The organism is Bacillus paramycoides (genome assembly GCF_001884235.1).
Classification (GTDB): Bacteria; Bacillota; Bacilli; order Bacillales; family Bacillaceae_G; genus Bacillus_A; species Bacillus_A paramycoides.
Genome location: NZ_MAOI01000015.1, coordinates 125,803 through 148,139, shown reverse-complemented (window position 1 = coordinate 148,139; position 22,337 = coordinate 125,803). Strand labels below are relative to the sequence as shown.

The window sequence follows — 22,337 nt, the reverse complement described above, 5'->3', positions numbered from 1 at the left end:
GAAAGGAGTTTCATTTTGACGACATATTTATTCCCAATCAAAACAGCATTTATTTTATTTCCTATTTTAGCAATGTTTCTCTTAATCCCTTTTTTAATATTTAATTATCGAAAATACGGTTACTTAAATAAATGGCGCTCATTTATTTTATACTCTTTATTACTCTATTTATTAAATGCCTATTTTCTTGTTATTCTGCCATTACCACAAACGTATGATACTTGTAGCCTACAACCGGCCAATACACAACATATGCAGCTCTCACCATTTTATTTCGTACAAGAGATTCGTAATCATACATCGGCAATTTTAACGAAACCAACTACTTATTTCTATTTATTAAAAGAATCTGCATTCTTACAAGTAGCTTTTAATGTTCTACTAACCGTTCCATTCGGTATTTACTTACGTTATTATTTCCGACGTAGTTTCCTACAGACGATTTGCATCTCTTTTTGTCTTTCACTATTTTTTGAAATAACACAAGTAACTGGATTATATGGTATATATAATTGTGCATATCGCTTATTCGATATCGACGACCTGTTTTTAAACACATTAGGAGGAGTAATTGGTTTTATTATTGCACCAATATTTACTTACTTCCTTCCAAAAGCAAGCGAATTAGATAGTCATATTAATCTAGAAACAAAACCAGTCGGATTCGTTCGTCGTCTCATCGCTATGCAAATTGATTGGATTTTCTTATCTATCGTTGTACCTGTCATTAAAAACAAAGGAAACTCTCTCTTTATTTCTAGTATTCAATCTTACACAAATATATACGAACTTATTTTCATTACATGTTCGATCTTTATTTACTTTATTATCATTCCATACTTTACGAACGGAAAAACGATTGGAAAAGCTTTGCTTCGTATTTACATTAAAGGAAAAACGGAGCGTATTACAATGAAAGAACTATTCATTCGTTACGGCATATTCTACTTTGTTTTAGGAGGAATCAATTATGTTCTTTCTAGCAGTTCTATTTTAAACCGCACAGAACCTTTAATATTAATGGTTATATTACTATTCCTATTCGTAATTAACGGTCTATTTATTATTCATGTTTTATTGCATGTATTTAGCCGTGATAAATTACTATTTTACGAGCGTATTAGTCATACAAGAAATGCAATTACACTTAAAAAAGCTGACAAATAATTATTTGTCAGCTTTTTTCATAATCGTAAATAACTTTTCTGCATAAGGATTAAAAAACATTCCCGTTTCGTCTAGTAACTTCCTCACCTTTAAAAACGAATGAAATTCTGGGTATATATACTGTAATTGTTCATACGTTAATGTATGCATTTTCCCCCAATGTGGGCGCCCTTCATACTTTCGAAAGATTTGCTCCACCTCACCAAAATAAGCAGCATACTTCATACCTTTATACATATGAACAGCAATATATGCTGAATCCCTTCCGTACGCCGGACTGAGCCATATATCATCACCCTGCACATAGCGACATTCAATTGGAAAATGCACTTTATACTTTTTCTTTTCAATAAGATTTGAAATCTCTTCGACAGCAGCCCTCATATACTTTGAAGGGACACTATACTCCATTTCATAAAAAGGAACTGTACGCGATGTAGCAAACACTTCATAGCTTGGTCCAATTATTTTTGTATTAAGTACAGCCTTGGCTGATAATTGACTTACTCCTTTACTAATAGAAGGAAACCACTTACACCCTTTAGATAATAAAGAAAAGATCCTATTCTCAAGTAGTTCCACCTTGAGTTTATGCCACTTCAAATCAGTTCCTTTACTCGTTGTTTCATTTGTAAGTTTCACTTGAACGTCATCTGAATAAGGAAAAACGAAAAATTCAAAATGACGATTTCGTTTATATTCTTCCAGTTTATCCATTACTACAGAAAAAGACTGTTTTTCACTTTTGTAAACAAGTGAGTACGCTGGAATAACTTTCAGTTTAACCTTCACAATGATACCAAGCATTCCAAGTGATAGCTGGAACGCTTTCCAATACTCATAGTTCTCTCTTTCAGAGCAAACAATACTCTCACCTGTAGACAAAACTGCTGTAATTTCTATCACTTGTGTTGATAAACTTCCAAATGTAGCACCGGTCCCATGAGTTCCTGTACTAATTGCCCCTGCAATAGATTGCGAATCAATGTCCCCTAAGTTCTCTTGCCCATAACCTTTCTCCTCAAGTAATTTTCCTAAATCATGTAGTTTTGTTCCCGCCCACACTTCTACTGTCATCTTCTCTGAATCCACATTCGTAATCCCACTCAATTCATCTAAAGAAATTAAAATTTCTTCTGTTTGAACGAGGGGTGTAAAAGAATGTCCTGAACCAACAACCCGGATTTTCTTCCCCTTTTCTTGTGCAAGTCTCACCACTTCTACTACATCTTGTATACTTTCAGGATACATCGTATACTGCGGAGTTCCTTCTATATTACCTGTCCAATTTTTCCATTTTTGTCCCTTTACAGAAAGCATTGGTTATCCCCCCGATATGTTGAATACTCTCCAACAATTTCCCCTTGTTTAATACGATACAAAACAGGAAAGCGCTCACATAATTCCCCAGCCTTACTATGGCGAAGCAATATAGTATCTCCTATATACAATTGTTCGTCACCGTTGTAATAAACCGGCGTTTGCACTTCGCCAGCACCTTCTAACGCTAATAACTTTGCACCATCTGGTTTCCAAACCTCAGGCTCTTTATCCTTACCAACTGCACCTGAAGCAATATACCCTCCACCTAGGCAAGTATAAATATACCGGTCAGGTTTACGTACAACTTGTAAAGCAAATCCAACGGCTGGCTGAAATTTTACTTCTTTATAATAATCAAACAGTTTGGGCGAATAAAAAGCAGAGCCTACAGTAATCTCCGTAACTGAGTTATCTTGCTCGGTTGATTTTATACTTCCGGTTCCTCCTCCATTTACAAACCTTAGTTCAACACCAAGATTTTGTATTTCTTTTACGATATTCCCTCTTCTTTTATTAATTTCTAGTACTGATTTCCTCTTTAAATACGAAATAAGTTTATTTTGAAGCCATTGTTTTGGCATATCATCTCCAACCCCAGCGATTTGAGCTTCATAGCCCATTACACCATCTAAGATTAAATATGGTGATGCCTTCACCTTTTCTACTATTTTTAAAGCATTCTGGACATCTTTTACCGGAGATCTTCTTACACCAAAATGAAATCGAAAAAAACGACTACTCATATCAATATCTAAACAAACTCGAAAACACCCACTAGACTTCTCAGCAATTTTTTCTAAATAAACAATATGCTCTTCGCAATCCACCATACAAGTAATAATAAAACCTTGCTTTGTAAGTAGACTAATTTCATATAAAGCCCTTTCATTATAAGCAGGATACCCTAGCAACAAATCATTAAATCCTTGTTCAATTAAAAATAAAGCTTCTCTAGGTGAAAAGCACATAATACCTTGAAAACAATCATTTGTAGCTAAAATCTTTTTCATAGTTGAAACAGAACGTAATGATTTACTCGCTATACGAATCTTTTTATGACCACTTAACTTAATAATAGATTGAATATTTCTCTCTAAAGCCACTTCATCTAAAAATGCACACGGTAATGGAAGCTCTTTAAAAATACTTCTATCCACATCTTTCTCTCCTCTTCTATATATGTCTTATACATATTGGAAAGAAAGATTGATTTTCCTGTTTTCAAATAAAAAAAGTTTCTTCTTCACGAAGAAACTTTTTTGACTACTTCATAGAAATAGTCGCCTCTACTGGATAATGATCAGAGTAATCATTATACGTATATTTTTGGAACCATGATGTAGCAGACCATTCTGGAGACTTTGGCTGCAACACTTTATTTTCTATACGTACTGGATTTGCATGGTCTTTACTAGAAACAATGTAATCTAAATATTCTGCTGGAGCATCTGGGAAATTATACTTTGCAATACTATTTGTCGTTGCATCCCAAGTTGCTGTATGTCCTGCATAAGATGGTACAGACGCATGTAATGTTTTAAACATAGATGCATACTCTGAATTGCTATTATTCTCAGCATTTATTTTATTCACATTCATATCGCCACCAATTAACACATACTCATTATTCGGTATATTTTTATTCGTAATAAACTCTTGAACTTCTTGTAGCTGTTTTGTACGTACAGATGCTGGCGAAGTTTTTCCACACATACTATCTTCAGCTTGTAAATGCGTCCCAATTACATGAACGAAACGATCATTTTTCTTAACTTTTGTGTATACGAATCCTTTATTTGATAAGTTATCTGGCCCGCATCCTTTTTCAAATACATATTGAATCTTTTCAACGATCGGCCATTTACTTACAATAGCTACACCGCCATCTTCAGGGGTCGAAGATGAATAGTTTCCTAACGTTTTATCCCATTCGTTTCCATTACTACGACCTAATACCGCTGTTTGGTTTGGATATTCTTTCTTTAAATTCCCTAACAAACGATCTGAAGCGCTATTATCAAATACTTCATTTAATATAACAACATCTTGATTTTTCATATAATCCGCTGCCCCAATTAAATCAGCACGCTGGCTTTGTCCCCAGTTCGGATATAAATTCGTTGATAACATGTATACATTATGAGTCATCACTTTTAATGTATCATTTTGATTTGTAGACATTTCCGCTTGAGCAGAAGATCCGCTATATAAAGCTCCTAGGCCAATCCCAAAGCTAAGTACACCTTTTAGCAACTTACTTTTCACGTCTCATAACCTCCATGTACTGTATATTGATAAAAAGGCCAAATACTCTATTCGGAGATTTGACCTTTTTCAAATACTTAACGATTTCCGTACGTATCAAACCAAAGCTGGATGTATCCAGCAGTAACACGTTGTGCATCCATTAATCGCTTACCTGTCATTGGTGTAACTTCAGCGCGCCATTTATCTGCATACTCTTGTGATACAGCTGCTTTCACGAACCAATCTTTCGTATTATCATTTACAATGCCAGCGTAATCTTGTTTCGCAACTACTGCCGCTCCATGAATCCAATCTTCAGGGTTCGTACCTTTCCAGTTCCAATATCCATTTCCATCCGTTACTTTATAATTATCTTTTATCGTATCTACAAAGTTTTCATATTTAGAATGGAATCCTTGTGGATACGAAAGATTTGTAAAGTTTGCCGCGTGCATCGGTTGATTTACATCTCCTAAATAATGAAGAGATAACCCTAAATAGAAGAATGCTTGTTTCATATCTTTATTTTTGTATGAATCACCAGCTAGTTTAAAATATTTAGCTCCTGTTTCCTTTGCCTGTTTTGCAAATGGAATATACGTTTTCCCATTGTCAGGATCATAGAAGTGTGAAGCAAATGTACTATTATCATAATAAGGATTTTCATAGTCAGCAGCATAAATACCGTTCTCTAACTCCGTACGCCATTCATTTAATAGTGCAACTCGATCTTGTTTTACAAGTGTTGTATTACGAGACATAATATCAATTGCACGGTTTACAATCCATAAATGAGAGTTTACGCCTTCTTTATGTTTATCTTCAGCAGACCAGCGCGGAATAACTCCTACTCTCTGTCCTCCATCGTTTTCATGAGCAAACGCAACACTTTGTAACGGAGCTACTAATGTAATAGCTGCTGCTAAAGCAAGAACTTTCTTTTTCATCTGAAATCCTCCATTTTATAATTGAATTATTGTAAGTATTTTGTTAGGATCCTACGATGTCTTCCGGTTAACCTATGACTAGAATATCCCACCTTTCACTAAAATTCTATTAATAAATTAAAATATGCAAATGTTCATATCACTATAACTTTATACATAGTGAATATAATGATTGAATGCACTTACATTGTAATAAAGTATTGTTAAGCTACTGCAAATACACATATAAACTATTGTAAAAAAAAGAGTAAAGCAATTACATGCTTTACTCTTTTTTTCTATTCGATAATATACTTGGCAATTGTACATTAACTGCCAATTTATGAATAAACCCAAACACTAGTCCAATCCCGATAAATATGTATATTATCGTAAATACCTTCCCAAAATCAGTTTGAGGACTAAAATTCCCATCACCGACAGTAGTCAACGTCACGACACTAAAATATAAAGCATCAAGAGGACGTAATCCTTCAACCGTGCTATAAAAGATCGTACCAGATATTAAGGTCAAGATTGTTAATACGAATAACACTTGAAATTCTTTATCTTTCCACGCTCGTAAACAGGCTCTTAGCATCCGTTTCAATGTTAACACAAATGAAAGCATTGGACTCCCCCTTCCAAACAAGAATACCTTTAGTTAAAGGAAAGTCTATCACCTTTCAATGTATAAAAAAAGTAGCCCTTTTCTATTTCTAGAAAAGGGCTACTTTCTTCTTTTATATATTATTTAGGTGAAACAAGAATTTTCACTTGTGTTTTATCTTTTACAAGTGCTTCAAATCCTTCTTCAACAACTTGGTCCACTGTAATTTTTTTCGTAATTAATTTCTCTGCTTGAATTTGGCCAGAGCTAATTAATTTAATAACAGATGGGAAAATATGACGATATCCAAGAATACCAATAACTTCTTTTTCTTTTAACACAAGGTTGTTCGGAGTAATTGTCGCATCTTTTTCCCACACACTAACAATTACAGTTTGACCTTCAAAGCTTGTACTTTCAATTGCTTGACGAAGTACAACTTCAACACCTGTTACTTCAAAGCTAACATTAACACCTAAACCATTTGTTAAGTTACGAATTTCTGCTAGTACATCTTGAGTAGCTGGATTTAATACGTAATCCGCACCTGCTAATTTCGCTAACTCTTGACGTTCTTTAGAAAGTTCAACTGCAATAACAGGAGTTGCTCCTGCTGCTTTAGCTGCTTGGATGACAAGAAGACCAATTGGGCCACAACCAAATACTGCTACAGCTTCCCCTTCTTTTAATTTACTTTGACGTACTGCATGAACTGCTACTGCTGCTGGTTCTACAAGTGCACCTTGTTCATACGTCATTTCATCTGGAATATGGTGAACCATATCTTCTGGTACTACTGTATATTCAGAGAAACCACCGCCGTCTCCACCAAGACCATGGAAAACAAGTTGTTCACAAACATTGTAATGTCCATGTTTACAAGCTTCACATTTACCACAAGAATAAATTGGTTCTACAACAACGCGGTCTCCCACTTTATGAGATGTAACTCCTTCACCAATTTCTACTACCTCACCACTAAACTCATGACCTAAAATAACTGGTGCTTTCACATGTGTTAATGGGTGCTCTTCTGTCGGAATAAAAATTGGGCCTGCTAAATATTCATGCAAGTCTGTCCCGCAAATACCACACCATTTAACTTTAATTTTCACTGCTCCTGGTCTTACAGTTGGTTCTGGTACTTCTTCTACTCGTACATCACGTTGATTATGCCAAAGTAATGCTTTCATTTTATACATCCCTCTCTATGTATATACTTAACCTGGTGAAGTTTACAAATCTATTATAGTCCTTCTATCCATATATTTCAAAAAAACAATCTCATTTCCACTAATTTTTAACAAATAACGTTCAATATTTTGTCACTTTGTACTTTTTTCCACATCTGTTAATTCAATTTCATTGCAGTTGAAATTAGCATTATGCCATAATAGCATAGGAGAGGTGAATATCGCTTGAAATATTTTATTTACTTTATTGTTATCGTAGCGTTTTTAGATACATTTTCACAATTACCTATTATGAGTACTTTCGCTCAAAGTCTTGGAGGAACCCCTCTTATTATCGGGCTAGTTGTCGGTATGTACTCATTCGCTAATATGATTGGTAATATTATTGCTGGAGCTGCCGTCGATAAATTTGGTGCAAAAAAAATACTTTATATAAGCATGGGATTTACGAGTTTCATAGTCTTGTTATACACCGTTGTTCAAAGTGGTGAACAACTATTAGTTGTGCGCTTTATGCACGGTTTTAGTGACGGATTTTTAATCCCTGCTGCCTTTACATTTTTATCAAAACAAACGAATTCAGCACGACAAGGAAAAGCTATGGCTCTATCTGGTGCTGCTGTTGGAACAGCGGCAATCGTAGGACCTGCTTTCAGTGGCATTATGAAAGCAACTGCTGGCATAGAATGGGTTTTCATTACCATTTCTATTTTAATGGCCCTTGGTACAATCGTATCTCTATTCTTCTTACCAAATAACGTATCAAGAAAAGATACATCAAGAACTCAAATGATGAACAAAGAAGATATGATTGAACTATTGAAATCAGAACCATTATTACAAGCATATATTGGTGCTTTCACACTTATGTTTTCACAAGGAATTGTCACGTATATGTTACCAGTAAAAGTTGAGGCATTAGCACTTAAAGCATCTACAACAGGCATGATGTTAAGTGTATTCGGAATTACTGCTATCCTCTTCTTCTTACTTCCAACAAATCGGATTTACGATCGATTTAATCGTTCAAAACTAATGTTAATTGGGATTACAGTAATGGCATTAGCATTATCTTTACTCGGATTATTTGCAACAAAAGGCATGCTCTTTATCGTTATGATGATCTATGGAACTGGATTCGCTATCCTCTTCCCATCAATTAATGCTTTACTTGTTGAAAATACGACAGATAGTAATCGAGGAAAAGCATTCGGATTGTTTTATGCATTCTTCTCGTTAGGAGTTGTTGCTGGTTCCTTTACAGTTGGAGCCATCGGTGCATCACCTAGTGCAAGCTTCATTATCGGGACGGCGTTCTTATTAACATTTGCCGGAATGATTTATGTACGAAGCAAAGTAAAAAAGACAATGATGGGTTAACTCCATCATTGTCTTTTTTTTAATGCATATTGATATAACCCGTAATATAACGAAAGAGTTGGGATAATGCCAATTAATTTAAATACAAAAGGCAACGATACTTCGACAATTTCCTCGGAAATATTTCCTTTCCCCACATAATTTGATACACTACACATGGATAAACAGTTGTATTACATAAGCTAAAATAATAACTTAATTTATAAATAAAAGCACACTCTTCATATGAAGAGTGTGCTTTTATTTTATCCCGCATTAACGGGCAGTAAGACTCCCACCTCGAAATTTGGCGAATGCGAGGAAGTTAGGTGGGAGATAACTGCCCGTAAAAGCCCGATTGGTTCAACTAATAATCAGTGGGGGATGAACAAAAACCCCACTGATTAAAGTTTCACTTTATTAACGTCTAATCCAAACAGCCCCTGCCGATTTATCCTCTGCTTGTCCAACAACTTGGAATTTAAGTCCAAGGTTTGGAACTTTTCGTCCTGCATCAGCAATTTGTTTGTTACTATACACTTTAGAATCATCAAAAGTTGTAACACCTTGTAACCCAGCATAATTAAACTGCCCGCGTGTTAATGAATTCACATTCCATGCCGGCGTTTGATCAAATGAAAATGCAGCGTCTGCAATTTGCATTCCAGTATTACCGTACGCTGGTTTCCCGTTTAAATTACCAACAAGCGCTTCCGGATGAGAGTCCACAACACCAAGGAACCCTTCACCTGGATGTACCCCAACCCAGTTATCTTTGAAACTATCATCTGCATACCAAACGACAAGACCTGTATTATACACCGGACCTCTTCCTGCTTTTAATCCATTATCTGATCCAGCATAGTTTCTCCACTCTAGATAATAATAATGTGGCTTCTGTTCTGTCCCATCAGAAACAACGAATCCATTTAACTTCATTTTAGACTGTCCTTCTGCGTCATCTGAAAATACTACTTGTCCATCAACTGTTACATTTACATTATCCATTGCGAAACCTTTATATGTTAAAGCTGGATCTGTAATATAATCGAATTGTAGTTTAACTTTCTTCCCTTTAAATTGACTTAAATCGTATGATTTATCAATCCATTTTCCATCTGTTGTATCTTTATCTTCTTTGACTACCTTTTCTCCCAATCTATCAATTAATGTTTTCGTTCCATCTTCAGTTACAGCATGTACTTCGATGAAATCACACTCTGCTTCTAGTTCATAATTTGCTTTATAATCAAATTTTGCATTTGTTCCTTTTGTTAAATCGAAGAACGGTGTTTCTAATGTCGTATGAATATCATCGCCTCTTGTACTATAGTATGCATGCCTTCCAAATCCAGGTTTAATTGTTTCAATACTCTTACCTGGTAAATTGACACGTACGACACCTGGACGATTTGATTTTGTAACACTTTGATCAATATATGTAGGAACTCCTACACCACTCTTAATTTTATCGTAATCTACTTCTAAAATTTTTGCCCAGTTGCCACCCATGTTCTTTTGTAAGAAGTCTTTATTTTGTGGTGAAAAACTAGTTGGCTCTGTTCCAGCGATTTTCCCTGTCCAACTACCTCCACTCATTAACGACCAAGCTTCAACAGGTGATCCAGCTCCTGTATACTTCGTATCATACTCATCTGGTAAACCAAGGTCATGTCCGAATTCATGTGCAAACACACCTACTGCACCATCTTCTGGTTCAATTGTGTAATCATGAGCCGCTACTTTTCCACCCCAATAAGGTACTTTAGATGTTGTTCCTTCAATCGCTACTGGATCTCTTGCTAATTTTGAACGATGTGACCAAATTGCATCATCTCCTAATTTACCACCACCAGCTTCTTGACCAACACCAGCATGAATTACCATTAAATGATCAATTACACCGTCCGGTTCATTAAGATTACCATCGCCATTTGTATCATAACGGTCGAACTGATCAAATTGTGATAAATCTAATCCTTTATCCGCTGCAGCTTTTAATGCTTCTTTCACTAAATCACGCGCACCTTTTGGTCCTTTATTATCGTGACCACTACTACCATCAGCACCATAATCAGCAGCTTTACCTGGAACAGTTAACCACTCTGTTACATATCCATCTGTCGTATAACTACCACCAGACTGTTCTTCATAATATTGCTTAAATGTTTTTACTTTCGAACCATCAAATAATGTGTAAGGCTCATTACCAAATAACATTTTTTGATAATGTTCTCTACTAAAATCTTTCGAATACATATAATCCGGCGTTTGCTCAATATTATTATGTTTATAATCACTAAACTCAACGAGTAACACTAGCACTTTATCCGTACGAACAGGTCCATTATATGGAACTTGTTTCGCCTTAGAAGTTGGAACTTTCCCATCTAATTGTTTTTTATTTGGCTCTGGCTTTTGCTCTGGGCTAACATTTTTTTCAGCTTTCTTTACCTTTTCCTTTTCTTCCATCTTTTTCTCTTTTACCTTTTTTACGAAATCAGATGCTTCTTTGGCAGCATCATCTGGAAGAATTTCTTTATTTGCCTGATCCCCTTGTTTCTTTTCAATATATTGCTCTACAGCTTTTTTCGTCTCTTCTTTTGATGATGCTGGATTAATTGCTCCTCTTTCTTTCAACGCCTCCGCTAAACGATCTTCTTGAATTAAATTATGATCAATTGGCGTCGTAGACACATTTTCTTTTGCTTTCACTGGCGTTTCTGCGTATGCTAGCGGAGCACTCATTACAGCTGTGCATCCGATGATTGTCGCAATTGCTAATGACGACAATACTTTAAATGGTGCTTTTCTTCTCATTGTATTTCTCTCCTTTTATAAGTCTTAAAATTCAGATAAATACTTGTAAACTAACCGCAATCTTCTCGCTCTATCCTCCCTTGTATATAAAAAGGCATAATTCTATAAACATTAAACCTTCTGTTATAGAATCATGCCCTCCAATTTTCTGGTCAGACCCTCTATCACTTTATCCCGCATTAACGGGCAGTAAGACTCCCACCTCAAAATTCGGCGAATGCAAGGAAGTTAGGTGGGAGGTGACTGCCCGTAAAAGCCCGATTGGTTCAACTAATAATCAGTGGGGGATGGACAAAACCCCCACTGATTAAAGTTTCACTTTATATCGAAATATGAAAAATAAAGAGTGATTTGTTATATATTAAATAGCTTATATAACAAATTTAAAAGGTAATATGCACAATTGCATGAAAATTCTTTTAAATAAAAAAAGAACCCAAGTTATTTAAACTTGGGTTCTCCATTTCTTATTATTGCCCTTGTGTTTTCTCCCAATCAGCTAAGAATTTCTCAATTCCTTGATCTGTTAATGGGTGCTTCACTAATGAAGCAATTACGTTTGCTGGGATTGTTGCAATATGTGCACCATTTAATGCTGCGTCAGTTACGTGAACGCTGTGACGTACAGATGCTGCAATGATTTCTGTTTCAATACCATGAATTGCAAAGATTTCTGCGATTTGGCGAATTAAGTCCATACCGTTATGACCGATATCATCTAAACGACCTAAGAACGGTGAAACGTATGTCGCACCAGCACGAGCTGCAAGTAATGCTTGAACTGCTGAGAATACTAATGTAACGTTTGTACGAATTCCTAAATCAGAGAATGCTTTTACTGCTTTTAAACCTTCTGTTGTCATTGGAACTTTTACAACAACGTTTGGAGCAATTTTCGCTAATTCTTTTCCTTCTTCGATCATTTTATCAGCTTCTAAGCTAATTACTTCTGCACTTACAGGACCTTCTATAAAGCTGCAAATTTCACGAATGCGCTCATGGAAATCTACGCCCTCTTTTGCTACAAGTGATGGGTTTGTCGTTACTCCAGCTACTATGCCTAATGCATTTGCCTCTTTAATTTCGTTAACGTTTGCTGTATCAATAAAGAATTTCATTTGTTATTCTTCCTTCCTAATTTTCATTTTATATTTATTTATTTTTTCTTAATAAGCTCTAATTCAATCGGAATAAATTTGTCCACTTTTTTCCCTTGTGTTATCTCTTTTGCTGTTTCCATCGCCTTCTCTCCGATTAATTCCGGTTTTTGAGCGACTGTTGCTGACATGCGTCCATCTTTAACCGCTTTCACAGCATCGTCTGTTGCATCAAATCCAACAACGACTACATCCGTTTTACCAGCAGATTTTAATGCCTCAAGTGCACCTAATGCCATCTCATCGTTATGAGCAAATACTGCTTTTATATCGCTATTTGCTTGCAAAATATTTTCCATAACAGATAATCCTTTTGCACGATCGAAATCTGCTGCTTGTTTTGCTACTACTTTTAAAGACTTATCAGCCACGTTATGGAATCCTTTCCCACGCTCACGAGCTGCAGACGATCCAGGGATTCCTTCTAACTCAGCGACGTTTGTTCCTTCACCAACTAATTCCCGAATGTAATCACTAGCCATTTGACCACCTTCGACATTGTTGGAAGCAATGTGAGAAACAACTTTACCTGAATTTGCAACTCGGTCTACTGTAATAACAGGAACATTCGCTGCATTGGCTGCACTTACCGCTGAAGCAACGGCATCTGAATCGGTTGGATTAATAACAACTACATCGACACCTTTTTGAATTAAATCTTCAACATCGTTTGTTTGCTTCGCTGCATCATTTTGTGCATCAACAGCGATTAATTCAATGCCGCTATCTTTCGCTTTCTTTTCTGCACCTTTTTTCAACGTGACGAAAAATGGATTATTTAAAGTTGAAACAGAAAATCCAACTTTAATAGTTTTATTTCGACCTTTATTGCTAGAATCCTTTGCCCATTCTGGTGGTTCCATTGAACAACCAGCAGTAACTACCATGATGCATGCAACGAGTATCAGTAACCATTTTTTCATGAATTGCCCCTCCATTACGCTTCTTTTCGGCGATCAATTAGTACAGCTAGTAAGATTACAAGTCCTTTTACAACTTGTTGGAAGAAAGAAGATACACCTAATAAATTTAAACCGTTATTTAGTACACCAATAATAAGTACACCGATGAATGTACCAACAATCCATCCTCTTCCACCTGAAAGACTCGTTCCTCCTAACACAACTGCTGCAATTGCATCTAATTCGTAAGAAGTACCAGCAGTCGGCTGTGCAGAATCTAGTCTTGATGTTAAGACAATACCTGCAAGCGCTGCCAAAATTCCGGAAAGACCGTAAATCATTACTTTAATTCTCGTAACATTAATACCTGATAAAGCTGCCGCTTCTTCATTTCCACCAATCGCAAACGTACGGCGACCAAACGTTGTTTTCTTTAAAATAAAGTACAGTACTGCAAAAGCGATCATCATTGTAACGGCTGGCACAGGAATACCAAGGAAATAACCACGGCCAAACATTTGGAACATTAAATGATCACCAAGTCCAGTGATCGGACGTCCGTCCATGTAAACAAGCGTCAACCCGCGAAAAATGGTCATTGTTGCTAAAGTTGCAATAAAAGGAGCTACTTTTCCCTTCGCAATAATGATACCGTTTATAATCCCCATTACAAGACCTGCTAATAATCCAACTGCCATTGCAAGGAACGGATCCATGCCACTTGCCATCATTCCGGCAACAAGTGCACTTGATAATGCTAAAATAGAACCTACCGATAAGTCAATACCCCCTGTTAAAATAACGAAGGTCATTCCAAATGCAATGAGTGCATTAATCGATACTTGGCGCAGTATATTAAATAAATTTGGAATTTCAATAAATGCTGGATTTAAAGCTGTAATTACTACGATAATCAACACTAAACCGATTAAAGAACCGAGTTGTTGTAATACATTCCCCTTCTTAGCCATATCTTACTCTCCCCCTGTAGCTAGTGCCATAATAGACTCTTGTGATGCCTGATCTTTCTCTAAAATACCACCGATTCTTCCTTCATGAATGACAAGAACACGATCACTCATTCCTAAAACTTCTGGAAGCTCAGACGATACCATAATAACGGCATCTCCTTGCTCGGTAAGCTTATTCATAATAGAGTAAATTTCTTTTTTAGCCCCAACATCTACACCTCTCGTTGGTTCATCTAAAATGAGTAACTGCGGATGAATACCTAGCCATTTTGCAATTACAATCTTTTGCTGATTTCCACCAGAAAGAGATTTTACAGCTTGCTCTCCGTCTGCTGCTTTCACCTTAAGAAGCTTCATCATATCCTCTGTAAATTGTTGTTCTAAGCCTTTATTAACAACGCTTCCCTTTGAAAGACTCTCTAAATTTGGTAAAGCTAAATTTTCACGAATCGAAAAATCTAACACAAGCCCTTCAGATTTTCTATCCTCTGTAATAAAAGCAATTCGTTGCCTAATCGCATCTATTGGACTATCAATTTTCACTTCTTGTCCATTCATAAAAATTTGTCCTGAATCAAGCGGTTCATATCCAAATATCGCTTTCATAATATCCGTACGGCCAGCTCCCATTAAGCCAGCAACACCAAGGATTTCACCTTTTCTAACTTGAAACGAAACATTTTCAAATTTCCCCTTTTTCGTTCCGTTACGCATTTCAAAAATCACTTCACCAATTTGGCTATTTCGCTCTGGGTAACGTTCACCAATACTGCGGCCTACCATCATGCTAACTACTTCATCAAATGACGTTTCTGGAATTAATCTCTTCCCTACATATTCTCCATCACGCAAAATCGTAATGGCATCACATATTGAAAAAATTTCTTCCATCCGGTGTGAGATATAAACGAATGAAACGCCCTCTTTACGTAATTTATTAATAACAGTAAACAGCGTTTCAATTTCGCGATCTGTTAATGCAGCTGTAGGTTCATCCATAATAATAACGCTTGCATTTGTCATTAATGCTTTAGCAATTTCAATAATTTGCTGTTGTCCAACTGATAATTCACCTGCTAGCATAGCGCCTCTCACATGTAGGCCAAGATTTGCTAATTGCTGCTGGGCAATCGCATTCATTTGACGTGTACGTAATATTCCTGTTCTCCCATACATTAACTCTTTTCCAAGAAACATATTTTCAGCTACCGTCAAGTTCGGTAATATGTTCAACTCTTGATGGATAAATGCAATACCGTACTCTTCTGCTTCTTTTGCATTTTTAAAAGTTCGTTCTTTCCCATCAATCGTGACGGTTCCACTGTCTTTTTTATATACACCTGTTAAAATCTTCATGAGCGTCGATTTCCCCGCTCCGTTTTCCCCCATCAATGCATGGACTTCCCCTGTTTCAATCATAAACTGTGCGTTTTTTAAAACAGGATTACCATTGAACGCTTTTGAAATATTTTTCATTTCAATATGCATTCTCATCACATCCCTTTATTAAAAAATCACGCCTGCATGTAAAATAACATTCGCATAAGGCGTTGCTTCTCCTGTACGAATAACCGCCTTCGCTCTCTTTGTATGCTCTTTAAATTCCTTATGAGACACATATTCAAATGCTGGCTCTGTTAATCGCATTTCAACTTCTTTATTTACCTCTGCATTATTCATAATGACTTCTTCTGCTAACGTCACTTTTTCAATTGCCATATCATCAGCAACAACTTGTAATACGTCTAAAAAGCTAGGCTTTCCAATTTCGACTGCTAAATCAATTCGTTTTACTCCATCAGGAATAGGTAACCCACAATCAGCAATTACAATCGTATCTGTATGCCCAAGTTTAGCAAGGACTGCCGCGATTTCACTATTTAATACACCATGCTTTTTCATCCGACAATCACCTGCACTTCACGTACTCTATCTCTCGTTGGCATACCGCCCTGTGCCCCAAGTTTCGTTACAGAAAGACCACCAGCAATATTTGCAAAACGAATAGCCTGCTGAAGTGTTTCTCCTTCAGAAAGTGCAACTGCTAGCGCGCCGTTAAATGTATCACCAGCTCCAGTCGTATCCACTACATCTACAGCAATACTTGGAACTTGAACAACTTCCGTTCCGTTATGGAATCGAACACCGTTAGACCCTTCAGTCATTAATAACTTATTTGGATATTTCGCAAGTAACTCTTCAATTGGTGATGTGAAATCATTTAATACGATGCGACATTCATGTTCATTCGGCGTAATATAAGTTGCTTTTTCTAAAATATCTTCTGATAAAACTTGTGCTGGAGCTGGATTCAACATAACTGGAATTTTATGCTCCTCACAAATAGCCAGAACGTATTTTACTGTTTCAAGTGGAATCTCTAGTTGAAGAACAACCATATCAGCTTTAACAAGAAGGTCTTTTGAACGATCTACAATTGACTCATCTACAAGAGCATTTGCTCCCTGTACGACCACAATACTGTTATCCTCCTCTGCTAAAACGATATGAGCGATTCCTGTCGTTCTATCTGTAACCGGTACCACATAGTCGATAAAAACTCGTTCGTTCTCTAAATTTTTTCTAACTACTGTTCCGTAATCATCATTTCCTACTGCACCAACCATTGCTACATTTGCTCCTAATCTAGCTGCAGCAACTGCTTGGTTAGCCCCTTTTCCTCCTGGGATAGTATGAAACGCTTCACCAATTACTGTTTCTCCTGCTTTCGGACGTATTTTTGAAACAGCCACTAAGTCCATTGAGATACTACCTACTACTGCAATATTTGGCATTTGTTTCATCTCCTTACTTTGTTGTATTTCGTTCTATAATTTCAATCGGTAAACGATAGTGTTTCTCTTCTAACGCATTTCCTTCCATCTGCTCTAACAACAACTCTGTTGCCATTTTCCCCATTTCATAAATTGGTTGAGCAACAGTCGTAATAGATGGATACATCATTTCTGTTAAAGAAATCCCATCGAATCCGATAACTTGTAAATCGTCTGGAATAGAAATCCCCTTTTGAAGTGCAGCCTTTACGATACCAATTGCAATTAAATCATTCCCAGCAACAATTCCATCAATATGCAGATATTCTTCTAATAATTCCATCGCTACCCGTTCACTATTAGCTGGATCGAATGTACTCTCTGCAATCATATAAGAAAGATTATTTTGCGTAATAACGTCTACAAAACCTTCAAAACGTTCATTAGCTGTACTCACATCGCGCGGTCCGCGAATATGTGCAATATGTTTACATCCTTTATCTATTAATAACTTTGTCGCAGCCTGACTCCCTGCGTAGTTGTCTGCATATACAGTAGGAATGCGCTCATTAAACATACGGTCAATTGCAACGACTGGAACAGATAAATTCATGTAATTAACACTATTTTGTGGATTCGTTGCCACAATAAACCCATCCACATTATTTTGTCTAAGTACATCGATATATTGTTTCTCTTTTTCTAAACTTTCATCAGAATTACAAAGGACAACTGTGTAACCTTGCTTATGTGCTACATCTTCTACGGCACGTGCAACTTCTGGAAAGAATGGATTCACGATATTTGGAACAACTAGGCCAATTAAACGAGATTTTTTATTATATAAAGAACGTGCTACTGTACTAGGCTTATAATCTAGCATTTCAATTGCTCGCTCTACTTTCTTTAACGTATCCTCATGAACATATCCATTTTTATTTAACACTCTGGAAACGGTCGCAACAGATACCCCTGCCAATTTTGCAACGTCTTTAATCGTACTCATTCTCTTTTCTCCTCATTTCATGTAACCGTTTACAGAAAATAATATAACGTATTTATATAAATACGTCAATCATTTCTCACTAAAAAGCTTTTAAGGTTATACTCAAAAAAGCACCGCCATAAGGCGATGCTTTTTCATTACGAATTTGATGCAGTTCGTTCTTTCTCTTCCACAGCAGGCTCTTCAGCACCTTTTTTACGATCAGACAGTTTAATCTTCTGTAAGAAAATCGTGAAGATGGCACCTACTACGATAAATACTAATCCTGTTAAGAATACAGTATGAAGTGAGTCTACTAAAGAACTTTTCAAAATTGGTACGATGCTATTAGAGAATGCTTCTGGCATTTGTTTTAATGCTTCTGGATTAAAGAGCATCGAATATAAACCTTGTGGGTCTGTATGAATCATATCTTTAAATTTTGTTACCATTTGTCCTGCTTCTTTAGGGAACGTATCTAATACAGGTACTAATTTATTTGTTAATGTTGTACCTGAAGTGTTATTCATAATTGATCCTAAAATTGTAATACCGAATGTTCCCCCGATTTGACGGAAGAACTGACTTGATGAAGTTACTACACCAAGATCTTTTTTCGGGAAGCTTTCTTGTAACGCCAATGTCAGTGTTGGCATAACAAGACCCATTCCTAAACCGATAACCATCATATAAGAAGTAGCGGTAAGCTTAGTTGTGTGCATATCCATCGTTGTTAATAACCAGAATCCACCAGCCATAACAAGCATTCCTGTAATAATCTGTGGTTTCACACCAACCTTTAATACAAGTTGACCACCGATAATACTCATAACAATCATTGTAATCATCATCGGTGTCATAATAGTTCCTGATTCAGCAGCACTAACGCCTACAATTCCTTGCATGAAGAACGGTACGAACATAATAGCGCCAAACATTCCGATACTCATAAAGAATCCAATCGCATTTAGTAATGTAAATGTACGATTTTTAAAGAAATGCATCGGTAAGATTGGTTCTTCTGCTTTTGTTTCAACGATAACAAAGCCAACGATACCAATTAGAGCTAATGCAAATAACCCGATAATTTGCCAAGAATCCCACGCATAATCTTTCCCGCCAAACGTTAACGCAAGTAATAAACTTACAACACCGAGAATCATCGTAAAGATTCCAGCGATATCAATTTTAATTGGTCCCGTTTGTTTATGTGATTTTAGTCCCATTGCGATAAAGATTGTCGCTAAAATACCAACCGGTAAGTTAATGTAGAACACCCATCTCCAGTTCACTGCGTCTACAATCCAGCCACCAACTTGTGGTCCAATTACAGAAGCAAGACCGTATAGAGCTCCAAAAATACCTTGCCATTTAGCACGTTCTTTTCCCGTGAACATATCTCCGATAATAATCATAGCCATTGGCATCATAATACCGCCACCAAGACCTTGAATACCACGGAAAATAATTAATTCTGTCATACCATTTGCCATACCACATAACGCTGAACCAATCATAAAAATAACTAGCCCTGTTATATATACGTTACGACGCCCAAGTAAGTCCGCTAATTTACCTGCAATTGGTACGACTGTCGTTGATGTTAACATGTAAGCTGTTGTTAGCCATGTCATTAAGCTTAATCCGCCAAGTTCACCGACAATACGTGGCATTGCTGTACCAACGATTGTTCCGTCTAACGCAGCAAATAGCATCGCGATTACTAAACCGATTAACAACAACTTTCTATTTTGATTTTCTTGTTGCTCCATGTAATCTCCTCAATTCCTCTTAGTTTTTCTCTTTTTTCTCTAGTGACCCGCAAATAATTGTTTCTAGCTTTTCAAAGAGGCGTAACAAATCTTCTCGTTCTTGTAATTCTAATTGTGAGAAATATTTTGCGATATGCTCATTACGAGCCGCCATAGCCTCTTCTACTGTAGCTTTCCCCTTTTTCGTTAGCTCAATGACAACAACGCGGCGATCATTATTGTCGTGATAGCGCTCTACTAACCCATGATCAATTAAACGATCAATCATTACTGTAATTGCGCTTGGTTTTACGTACATTTTCTCCGCTAATTGTGTCGCTCTTGAGGCTCCGTAATGATCTAAAATCTTCAAGATATAAAACTGTGGTGGTGTAAGTCCTGATGCTTGCATTTGTTCCAGTAGCTCTGTTTGCATTTTCTTTCCTATAGCAAATGTAAGAGCTTGAATTTTATCAATATGAGTCATATCATTTGGCATGTTATCCACCTCTTATTTAAACAATAAAATATTTAACGTATTTAAATATTAATCCCGCAAACAAAATCCGTCAACACCTTTATTCATAAAAACGTTTACAATTCTGTCACAAAGTTGTATAATTTTCGTCGAAGTTAATATTGACAGTCACGGAGAATCAGAGTATACGGCTATGAATCATAAAAAAGGAAACTTTTTTATATTTCATGGCCTTTTTATATTCTCGCTGTCTTAAAACACTTCCAATTAATCAGAGGAGGATTTTCAGTTTATGTTTTTAACACAATTATTTAAACCTGCCCCCCATGCAGAGCGCCTACCAGCTGATCGCATTGACAGCGAATACCGCAAGCTTCGCTTACAAGTATTTCTAGGCATCTTCATCGGTTATGCAGGTTACTACTTTGTTCGAAAGAATTTTTCACTGGCAATGCCATATCTTATCGAGCAAGGTTTTAGTAAAGGAGAACTCGGTGTTATCCTTTCAGCGGTATCTATCTCTTACGGATTAAGTAAATTTCTTATGGGTATCGTATCCGATCGTTGTAACCCTCGCTATTTCTTAGCAGCTGGGCTATTTTTATCAGGTATCATTAATATTATTTTTGGTTCATTTTCTTTCATTACAACGAGTATTATGCTCATGTTTGTACTTCAGTTTTTAAACGGATGGGTACAAGGTATGGGGTGGCCTCCTTGTGGACGTACAATGGTTCACTGGTTCTCTATTAGTGAACGCGGTACAAAAATGTCTATTTGGAACGTCGCTCATAATGTCGGCGGCGCACTTATGCCTTCTCTCGTTACATTAGGGTTATATTTCTTTGCAGATGACTGGAAAAGTATCTTTTACTTCCCAGGTATTCTTTCAATTTTAGTTGGGATTTATGTATTAATTACGATGAGAGATACACCTCAATCTTGCGGATTACCTTCTATTGAGGAACACACTGGGGAATATCCATCAGATGAAAAAGTAAAAGATCGCGAACGCGAACTTTCGGTAAAGGAAATTTTATTTACATACGTATTAAACAATAAATTTTTATGGTACATCGCTATCGCTAACGTTTTTGTTTATTTCGTTCGTTACGGTGTTGTAGACTGGGCTCCTACTTATTTAGTAGAGGAAAAAAGCTTTACTCATAGTAGCTCACGTACAGCGTATGCTCTATATGAATGGGCTGGTATTCCAGGTACACTTCTTTGCGGATGGATGAGTGATAAACTATTTAAAGGGCGCCGCGCACCTGCTGGTATTTTATTTATGGTCGGTGTATTCATTGCCGTTCTCGTTTACTGGCTAAACCCTGCTGGTCACCCAATCATTGATAGTATCGCACTTGTTTCCATTGGATTTTTAATTTACGGACCTGTTATGCTAATTGGCCTACACGCTCTTGACTTAGCACCAAAGAAAGCTGCTGGAACTGCCGCTGGTTTAACTGGCTTCTTCGGTTACCTAGGCGGAGCTACTTTTGCTAGTGCAGCTATGGGCTTTATTGTAGATGCATTCGGATGGGATGGCGGCTTCATTTTGTTACTTGCTTCTTGTGTACTTGCAATGTTCTTCCTTGCTCTTACTTTAAATACAGGATCTGCAAAGCAAAAACAAGCTTAAGTACTATTATTATACTTACAAAAAAAAGAGAG

Annotated in this window: 19 protein-coding genes; 3 read left to right on the top strand and 16 right to left on the bottom strand. The window is 36.7% G+C overall.

Annotated elements, in window-relative coordinates; translation table 11 throughout:
• Window positions 1–15 precede the first annotated feature (15 nt).
• Window positions 16–1,167, top strand: a complete 1,152-nt coding sequence (locus BAU28_RS02185; RefSeq protein WP_071717589.1) for a VanZ family protein — start codon at window positions 16–18, stop codon at window positions 1,165–1,167.
• Here the strand turns inward: BAU28_RS02185 and BAU28_RS02180 are convergent, their stop codons facing one another.
• The 6 genes from BAU28_RS02180 to bdhA all read right to left on the bottom strand — a co-directional run bounded on the left by BAU28_RS02180 (window position 1,168) and on the right by bdhA (window position 7,466).
• Window positions 1,168–2,487 carry a D-arabinono-1,4-lactone oxidase gene (locus BAU28_RS02180; protein ID WP_071717588.1) on the bottom strand — a complete coding sequence of 440 codons (1,320 nt, stop codon included), beginning with the start codon at window positions 2,485–2,487 and terminating at the stop codon, window positions 1,168–1,170. It abuts the gene before it with no gap.
• The gene (locus BAU28_RS02175; protein ID WP_071717587.1) at window positions 2,475–3,647 is read right to left on the bottom strand and encodes an amino acid deaminase/aldolase; all 1,173 of its coding nucleotides are present in this window, start codon (window positions 3,645–3,647) and stop codon (window positions 2,475–2,477) included. The genes BAU28_RS02180 and BAU28_RS02175 overlap by 13 nt, the downstream gene beginning before the upstream one ends.
• 106 nt (window positions 3,648–3,753) lie before the next feature.
• The gene (gene sph / locus BAU28_RS02170) at window positions 3,754–4,755 is read right to left on the bottom strand and encodes a sphingomyelin phosphodiesterase (RefSeq protein ID WP_071717586.1); all 1,002 of its coding nucleotides are present in this window, start codon (window positions 4,753–4,755) and stop codon (window positions 3,754–3,756) included.
• 77 nt (window positions 4,756–4,832) lie between these two features.
• Complete coding sequence (gene cerA, locus BAU28_RS02165; RefSeq protein ID WP_025149832.1) at window positions 4,833–5,684, bottom strand: phospholipase CerA; 852 nt, start codon at window positions 5,682–5,684, stop codon at window positions 4,833–4,835.
• Window positions 5,685–5,949: 265 nt separating this feature from the next.
• Window positions 5,950–6,294 carry a potassium channel family protein gene (locus BAU28_RS02160; protein ID WP_048370784.1) on the bottom strand — a complete coding sequence of 115 codons (345 nt, stop codon included), beginning with the start codon at window positions 6,292–6,294 and terminating at the stop codon, window positions 5,950–5,952.
• Between the two features lie 119 nt (window positions 6,295–6,413).
• Window positions 6,414–7,466 carry a (R,R)-butanediol dehydrogenase gene (bdhA, locus tag BAU28_RS02155; RefSeq protein WP_000645833.1) on the bottom strand — a complete coding sequence of 351 codons (1,053 nt, stop codon included), beginning with the start codon at window positions 7,464–7,466 and terminating at the stop codon, window positions 6,414–6,416.
• Window positions 7,467–7,691: 225 nt separating this feature from the next.
• Between bdhA and BAU28_RS02150 the strand changes: the two genes are divergently transcribed.
• The gene (locus BAU28_RS02150; RefSeq protein WP_071717585.1) at window positions 7,692–8,846 is read left to right on the top strand and encodes an MFS transporter; all 1,155 of its coding nucleotides are present in this window, start codon (window positions 7,692–7,694) and stop codon (window positions 8,844–8,846) included.
• A 399-nt stretch (window positions 8,847–9,245) separates the two neighbouring features.
• Here BAU28_RS02150 and inhA2 read toward each other — a convergent pair whose 3' ends face one another.
• From inhA2 to BAU28_RS02100, 10 genes are all read right to left on the bottom strand, one after another.
• On the bottom strand, window positions 9,246–11,645 hold the full coding sequence (inhA2, locus tag BAU28_RS02145; protein WP_071717584.1) for a M6 family metalloprotease immune inhibitor InhA2: 2,400 nt from the start codon (window positions 11,643–11,645) through the stop codon (window positions 9,246–9,248).
• Window positions 11,646–12,115: 470 nt separating this feature from the next.
• Window positions 12,116–12,763: a fructose-6-phosphate aldolase gene (gene fsa, locus BAU28_RS02140; protein ID WP_071717583.1), complete on the bottom strand. Its 648-nt coding sequence runs from the start codon at window positions 12,761–12,763 to the stop codon at window positions 12,116–12,118.
• A gap of 38 nt (window positions 12,764–12,801) precedes the next feature.
• On the bottom strand, window positions 12,802–13,725 hold the full coding sequence (gene rbsB, locus BAU28_RS02135) for a ribose ABC transporter substrate-binding protein RbsB (RefSeq protein ID WP_071717582.1): 924 nt from the start codon (window positions 13,723–13,725) through the stop codon (window positions 12,802–12,804).
• A 14-nt stretch (window positions 13,726–13,739) separates the two neighbouring features.
• Window positions 13,740–14,675, bottom strand: coding sequence for an ABC transporter permease subunit (locus BAU28_RS02130; protein WP_071717581.1), 936 nt, complete (start codon window positions 14,673–14,675; stop codon window positions 13,740–13,742).
• Window positions 14,676–14,678: 3 nt separating this feature from the next.
• Window positions 14,679–16,163: a ribose ABC transporter ATP-binding protein RbsA gene (gene rbsA, locus BAU28_RS02125; RefSeq protein ID WP_071717580.1), complete on the bottom strand. Its 1,485-nt coding sequence runs from the start codon at window positions 16,161–16,163 to the stop codon at window positions 14,679–14,681.
• An 18-nt stretch (window positions 16,164–16,181) separates the two neighbouring features.
• Window positions 16,182–16,577, bottom strand: coding sequence for a D-ribose pyranase (gene rbsD, locus BAU28_RS02120; RefSeq protein WP_071717579.1), 396 nt, complete (start codon window positions 16,575–16,577; stop codon window positions 16,182–16,184).
• Window positions 16,574–17,470, bottom strand: coding sequence for a ribokinase (gene rbsK, locus BAU28_RS02115; RefSeq protein ID WP_071717578.1), 897 nt, complete (start codon window positions 17,468–17,470; stop codon window positions 16,574–16,576). The genes rbsD and rbsK overlap by 4 nt, the downstream gene beginning before the upstream one ends.
• Before the next feature lie 13 nt (window positions 17,471–17,483).
• Complete coding sequence (gene rbsR / locus BAU28_RS02110) at window positions 17,484–18,455, bottom strand: ribose operon transcriptional repressor RbsR (protein ID WP_071717577.1); 972 nt, start codon at window positions 18,453–18,455, stop codon at window positions 17,484–17,486.
• Between the two features lie 137 nt (window positions 18,456–18,592).
• Complete coding sequence (locus tag BAU28_RS02105; protein WP_071717576.1) at window positions 18,593–20,206, bottom strand: MDR family MFS transporter; 1,614 nt, start codon at window positions 20,204–20,206, stop codon at window positions 18,593–18,595.
• Between the two features lie 19 nt (window positions 20,207–20,225).
• Window positions 20,226–20,684: a MarR family winged helix-turn-helix transcriptional regulator gene (locus BAU28_RS02100; protein ID WP_048370760.1), complete on the bottom strand. Its 459-nt coding sequence runs from the start codon at window positions 20,682–20,684 to the stop codon at window positions 20,226–20,228.
• Between the two features lie 271 nt (window positions 20,685–20,955).
• Between BAU28_RS02100 and glpT the strand changes: the two genes are divergently transcribed.
• Complete coding sequence (glpT, locus tag BAU28_RS02095; RefSeq protein WP_071717575.1) at window positions 20,956–22,305, top strand: glycerol-3-phosphate transporter; 1,350 nt, start codon at window positions 20,956–20,958, stop codon at window positions 22,303–22,305.
• The last annotated feature ends 32 nt before the right edge of the window (window positions 22,306–22,337 follow it).

Excerpts from the sequence above, each read along its gene's own strand:
- rbsA (WP_071717580.1), bottom strand. The coding sequence starts at position 16,163 with ATGCATATTGAAATGAAAAATATTTCAAAAGCGTTCAATGGTAATCCT.
- rbsB (WP_071717582.1), bottom strand. The coding sequence starts at position 13,725 with ATGAAAAAATGGTTACTGATACTCGTTGCATGCATCATGGTAGTTACT.
- cerA (WP_025149832.1), bottom strand. The coding sequence starts at position 5,684 with ATGAAAAAGAAAGTTCTTGCTTTAGCAGCAGCTATTACATTAGTAGCT.
- inhA2 (WP_071717584.1), bottom strand. The coding sequence starts at position 11,645 with ATGAGAAGAAAAGCACCATTTAAAGTATTGTCGTCATTAGCAATTGCG.
- rbsD (WP_071717579.1), bottom strand. The coding sequence starts at position 16,577 with ATGAAAAAGCATGGTGTATTAAATAGTGAAATCGCGGCAGTCCTTGCT.
- glpT (WP_071717575.1), top strand. The coding sequence starts at position 20,956 with ATGTTTTTAACACAATTATTTAAACCTGCCCCCCATGCAGAGCGCCTA.
- BAU28_RS02130 (WP_071717581.1), bottom strand. The coding sequence starts at position 14,675 with ATGGCTAAGAAGGGGAATGTATTACAACAACTCGGTTCTTTAATCGGT.
- BAU28_RS02105 (WP_071717576.1), bottom strand. The coding sequence starts at position 20,206 with ATGGAGCAACAAGAAAATCAAAATAGAAAGTTGTTGTTAATCGGTTTA.
- BAU28_RS02180 (WP_071717588.1), bottom strand. The coding sequence starts at position 2,487 with ATGCTTTCTGTAAAGGGACAAAAATGGAAAAATTGGACAGGTAATATA.
- bdhA (WP_000645833.1), bottom strand. The coding sequence starts at position 7,466 with ATGAAAGCATTACTTTGGCATAATCAACGTGATGTACGAGTAGAAGAA.
- fsa (WP_071717583.1), bottom strand. The coding sequence starts at position 12,763 with ATGAAATTCTTTATTGATACAGCAAACGTTAACGAAATTAAAGAGGCA.
- BAU28_RS02160 (WP_048370784.1), bottom strand. The coding sequence starts at position 6,294 with ATGCTTTCATTTGTGTTAACATTGAAACGGATGCTAAGAGCCTGTTTA.
- rbsK (WP_071717578.1), bottom strand. The coding sequence starts at position 17,470 with ATGCCAAATATTGCAGTAGTAGGTAGTATCTCAATGGACTTAGTGGCT.
- BAU28_RS02100 (WP_048370760.1), bottom strand. The coding sequence starts at position 20,684 with ATGCCAAATGATATGACTCATATTGATAAAATTCAAGCTCTTACATTT.
- rbsR (WP_071717577.1), bottom strand. The coding sequence starts at position 18,455 with ATGAGTACGATTAAAGACGTTGCAAAATTGGCAGGGGTATCTGTTGCG.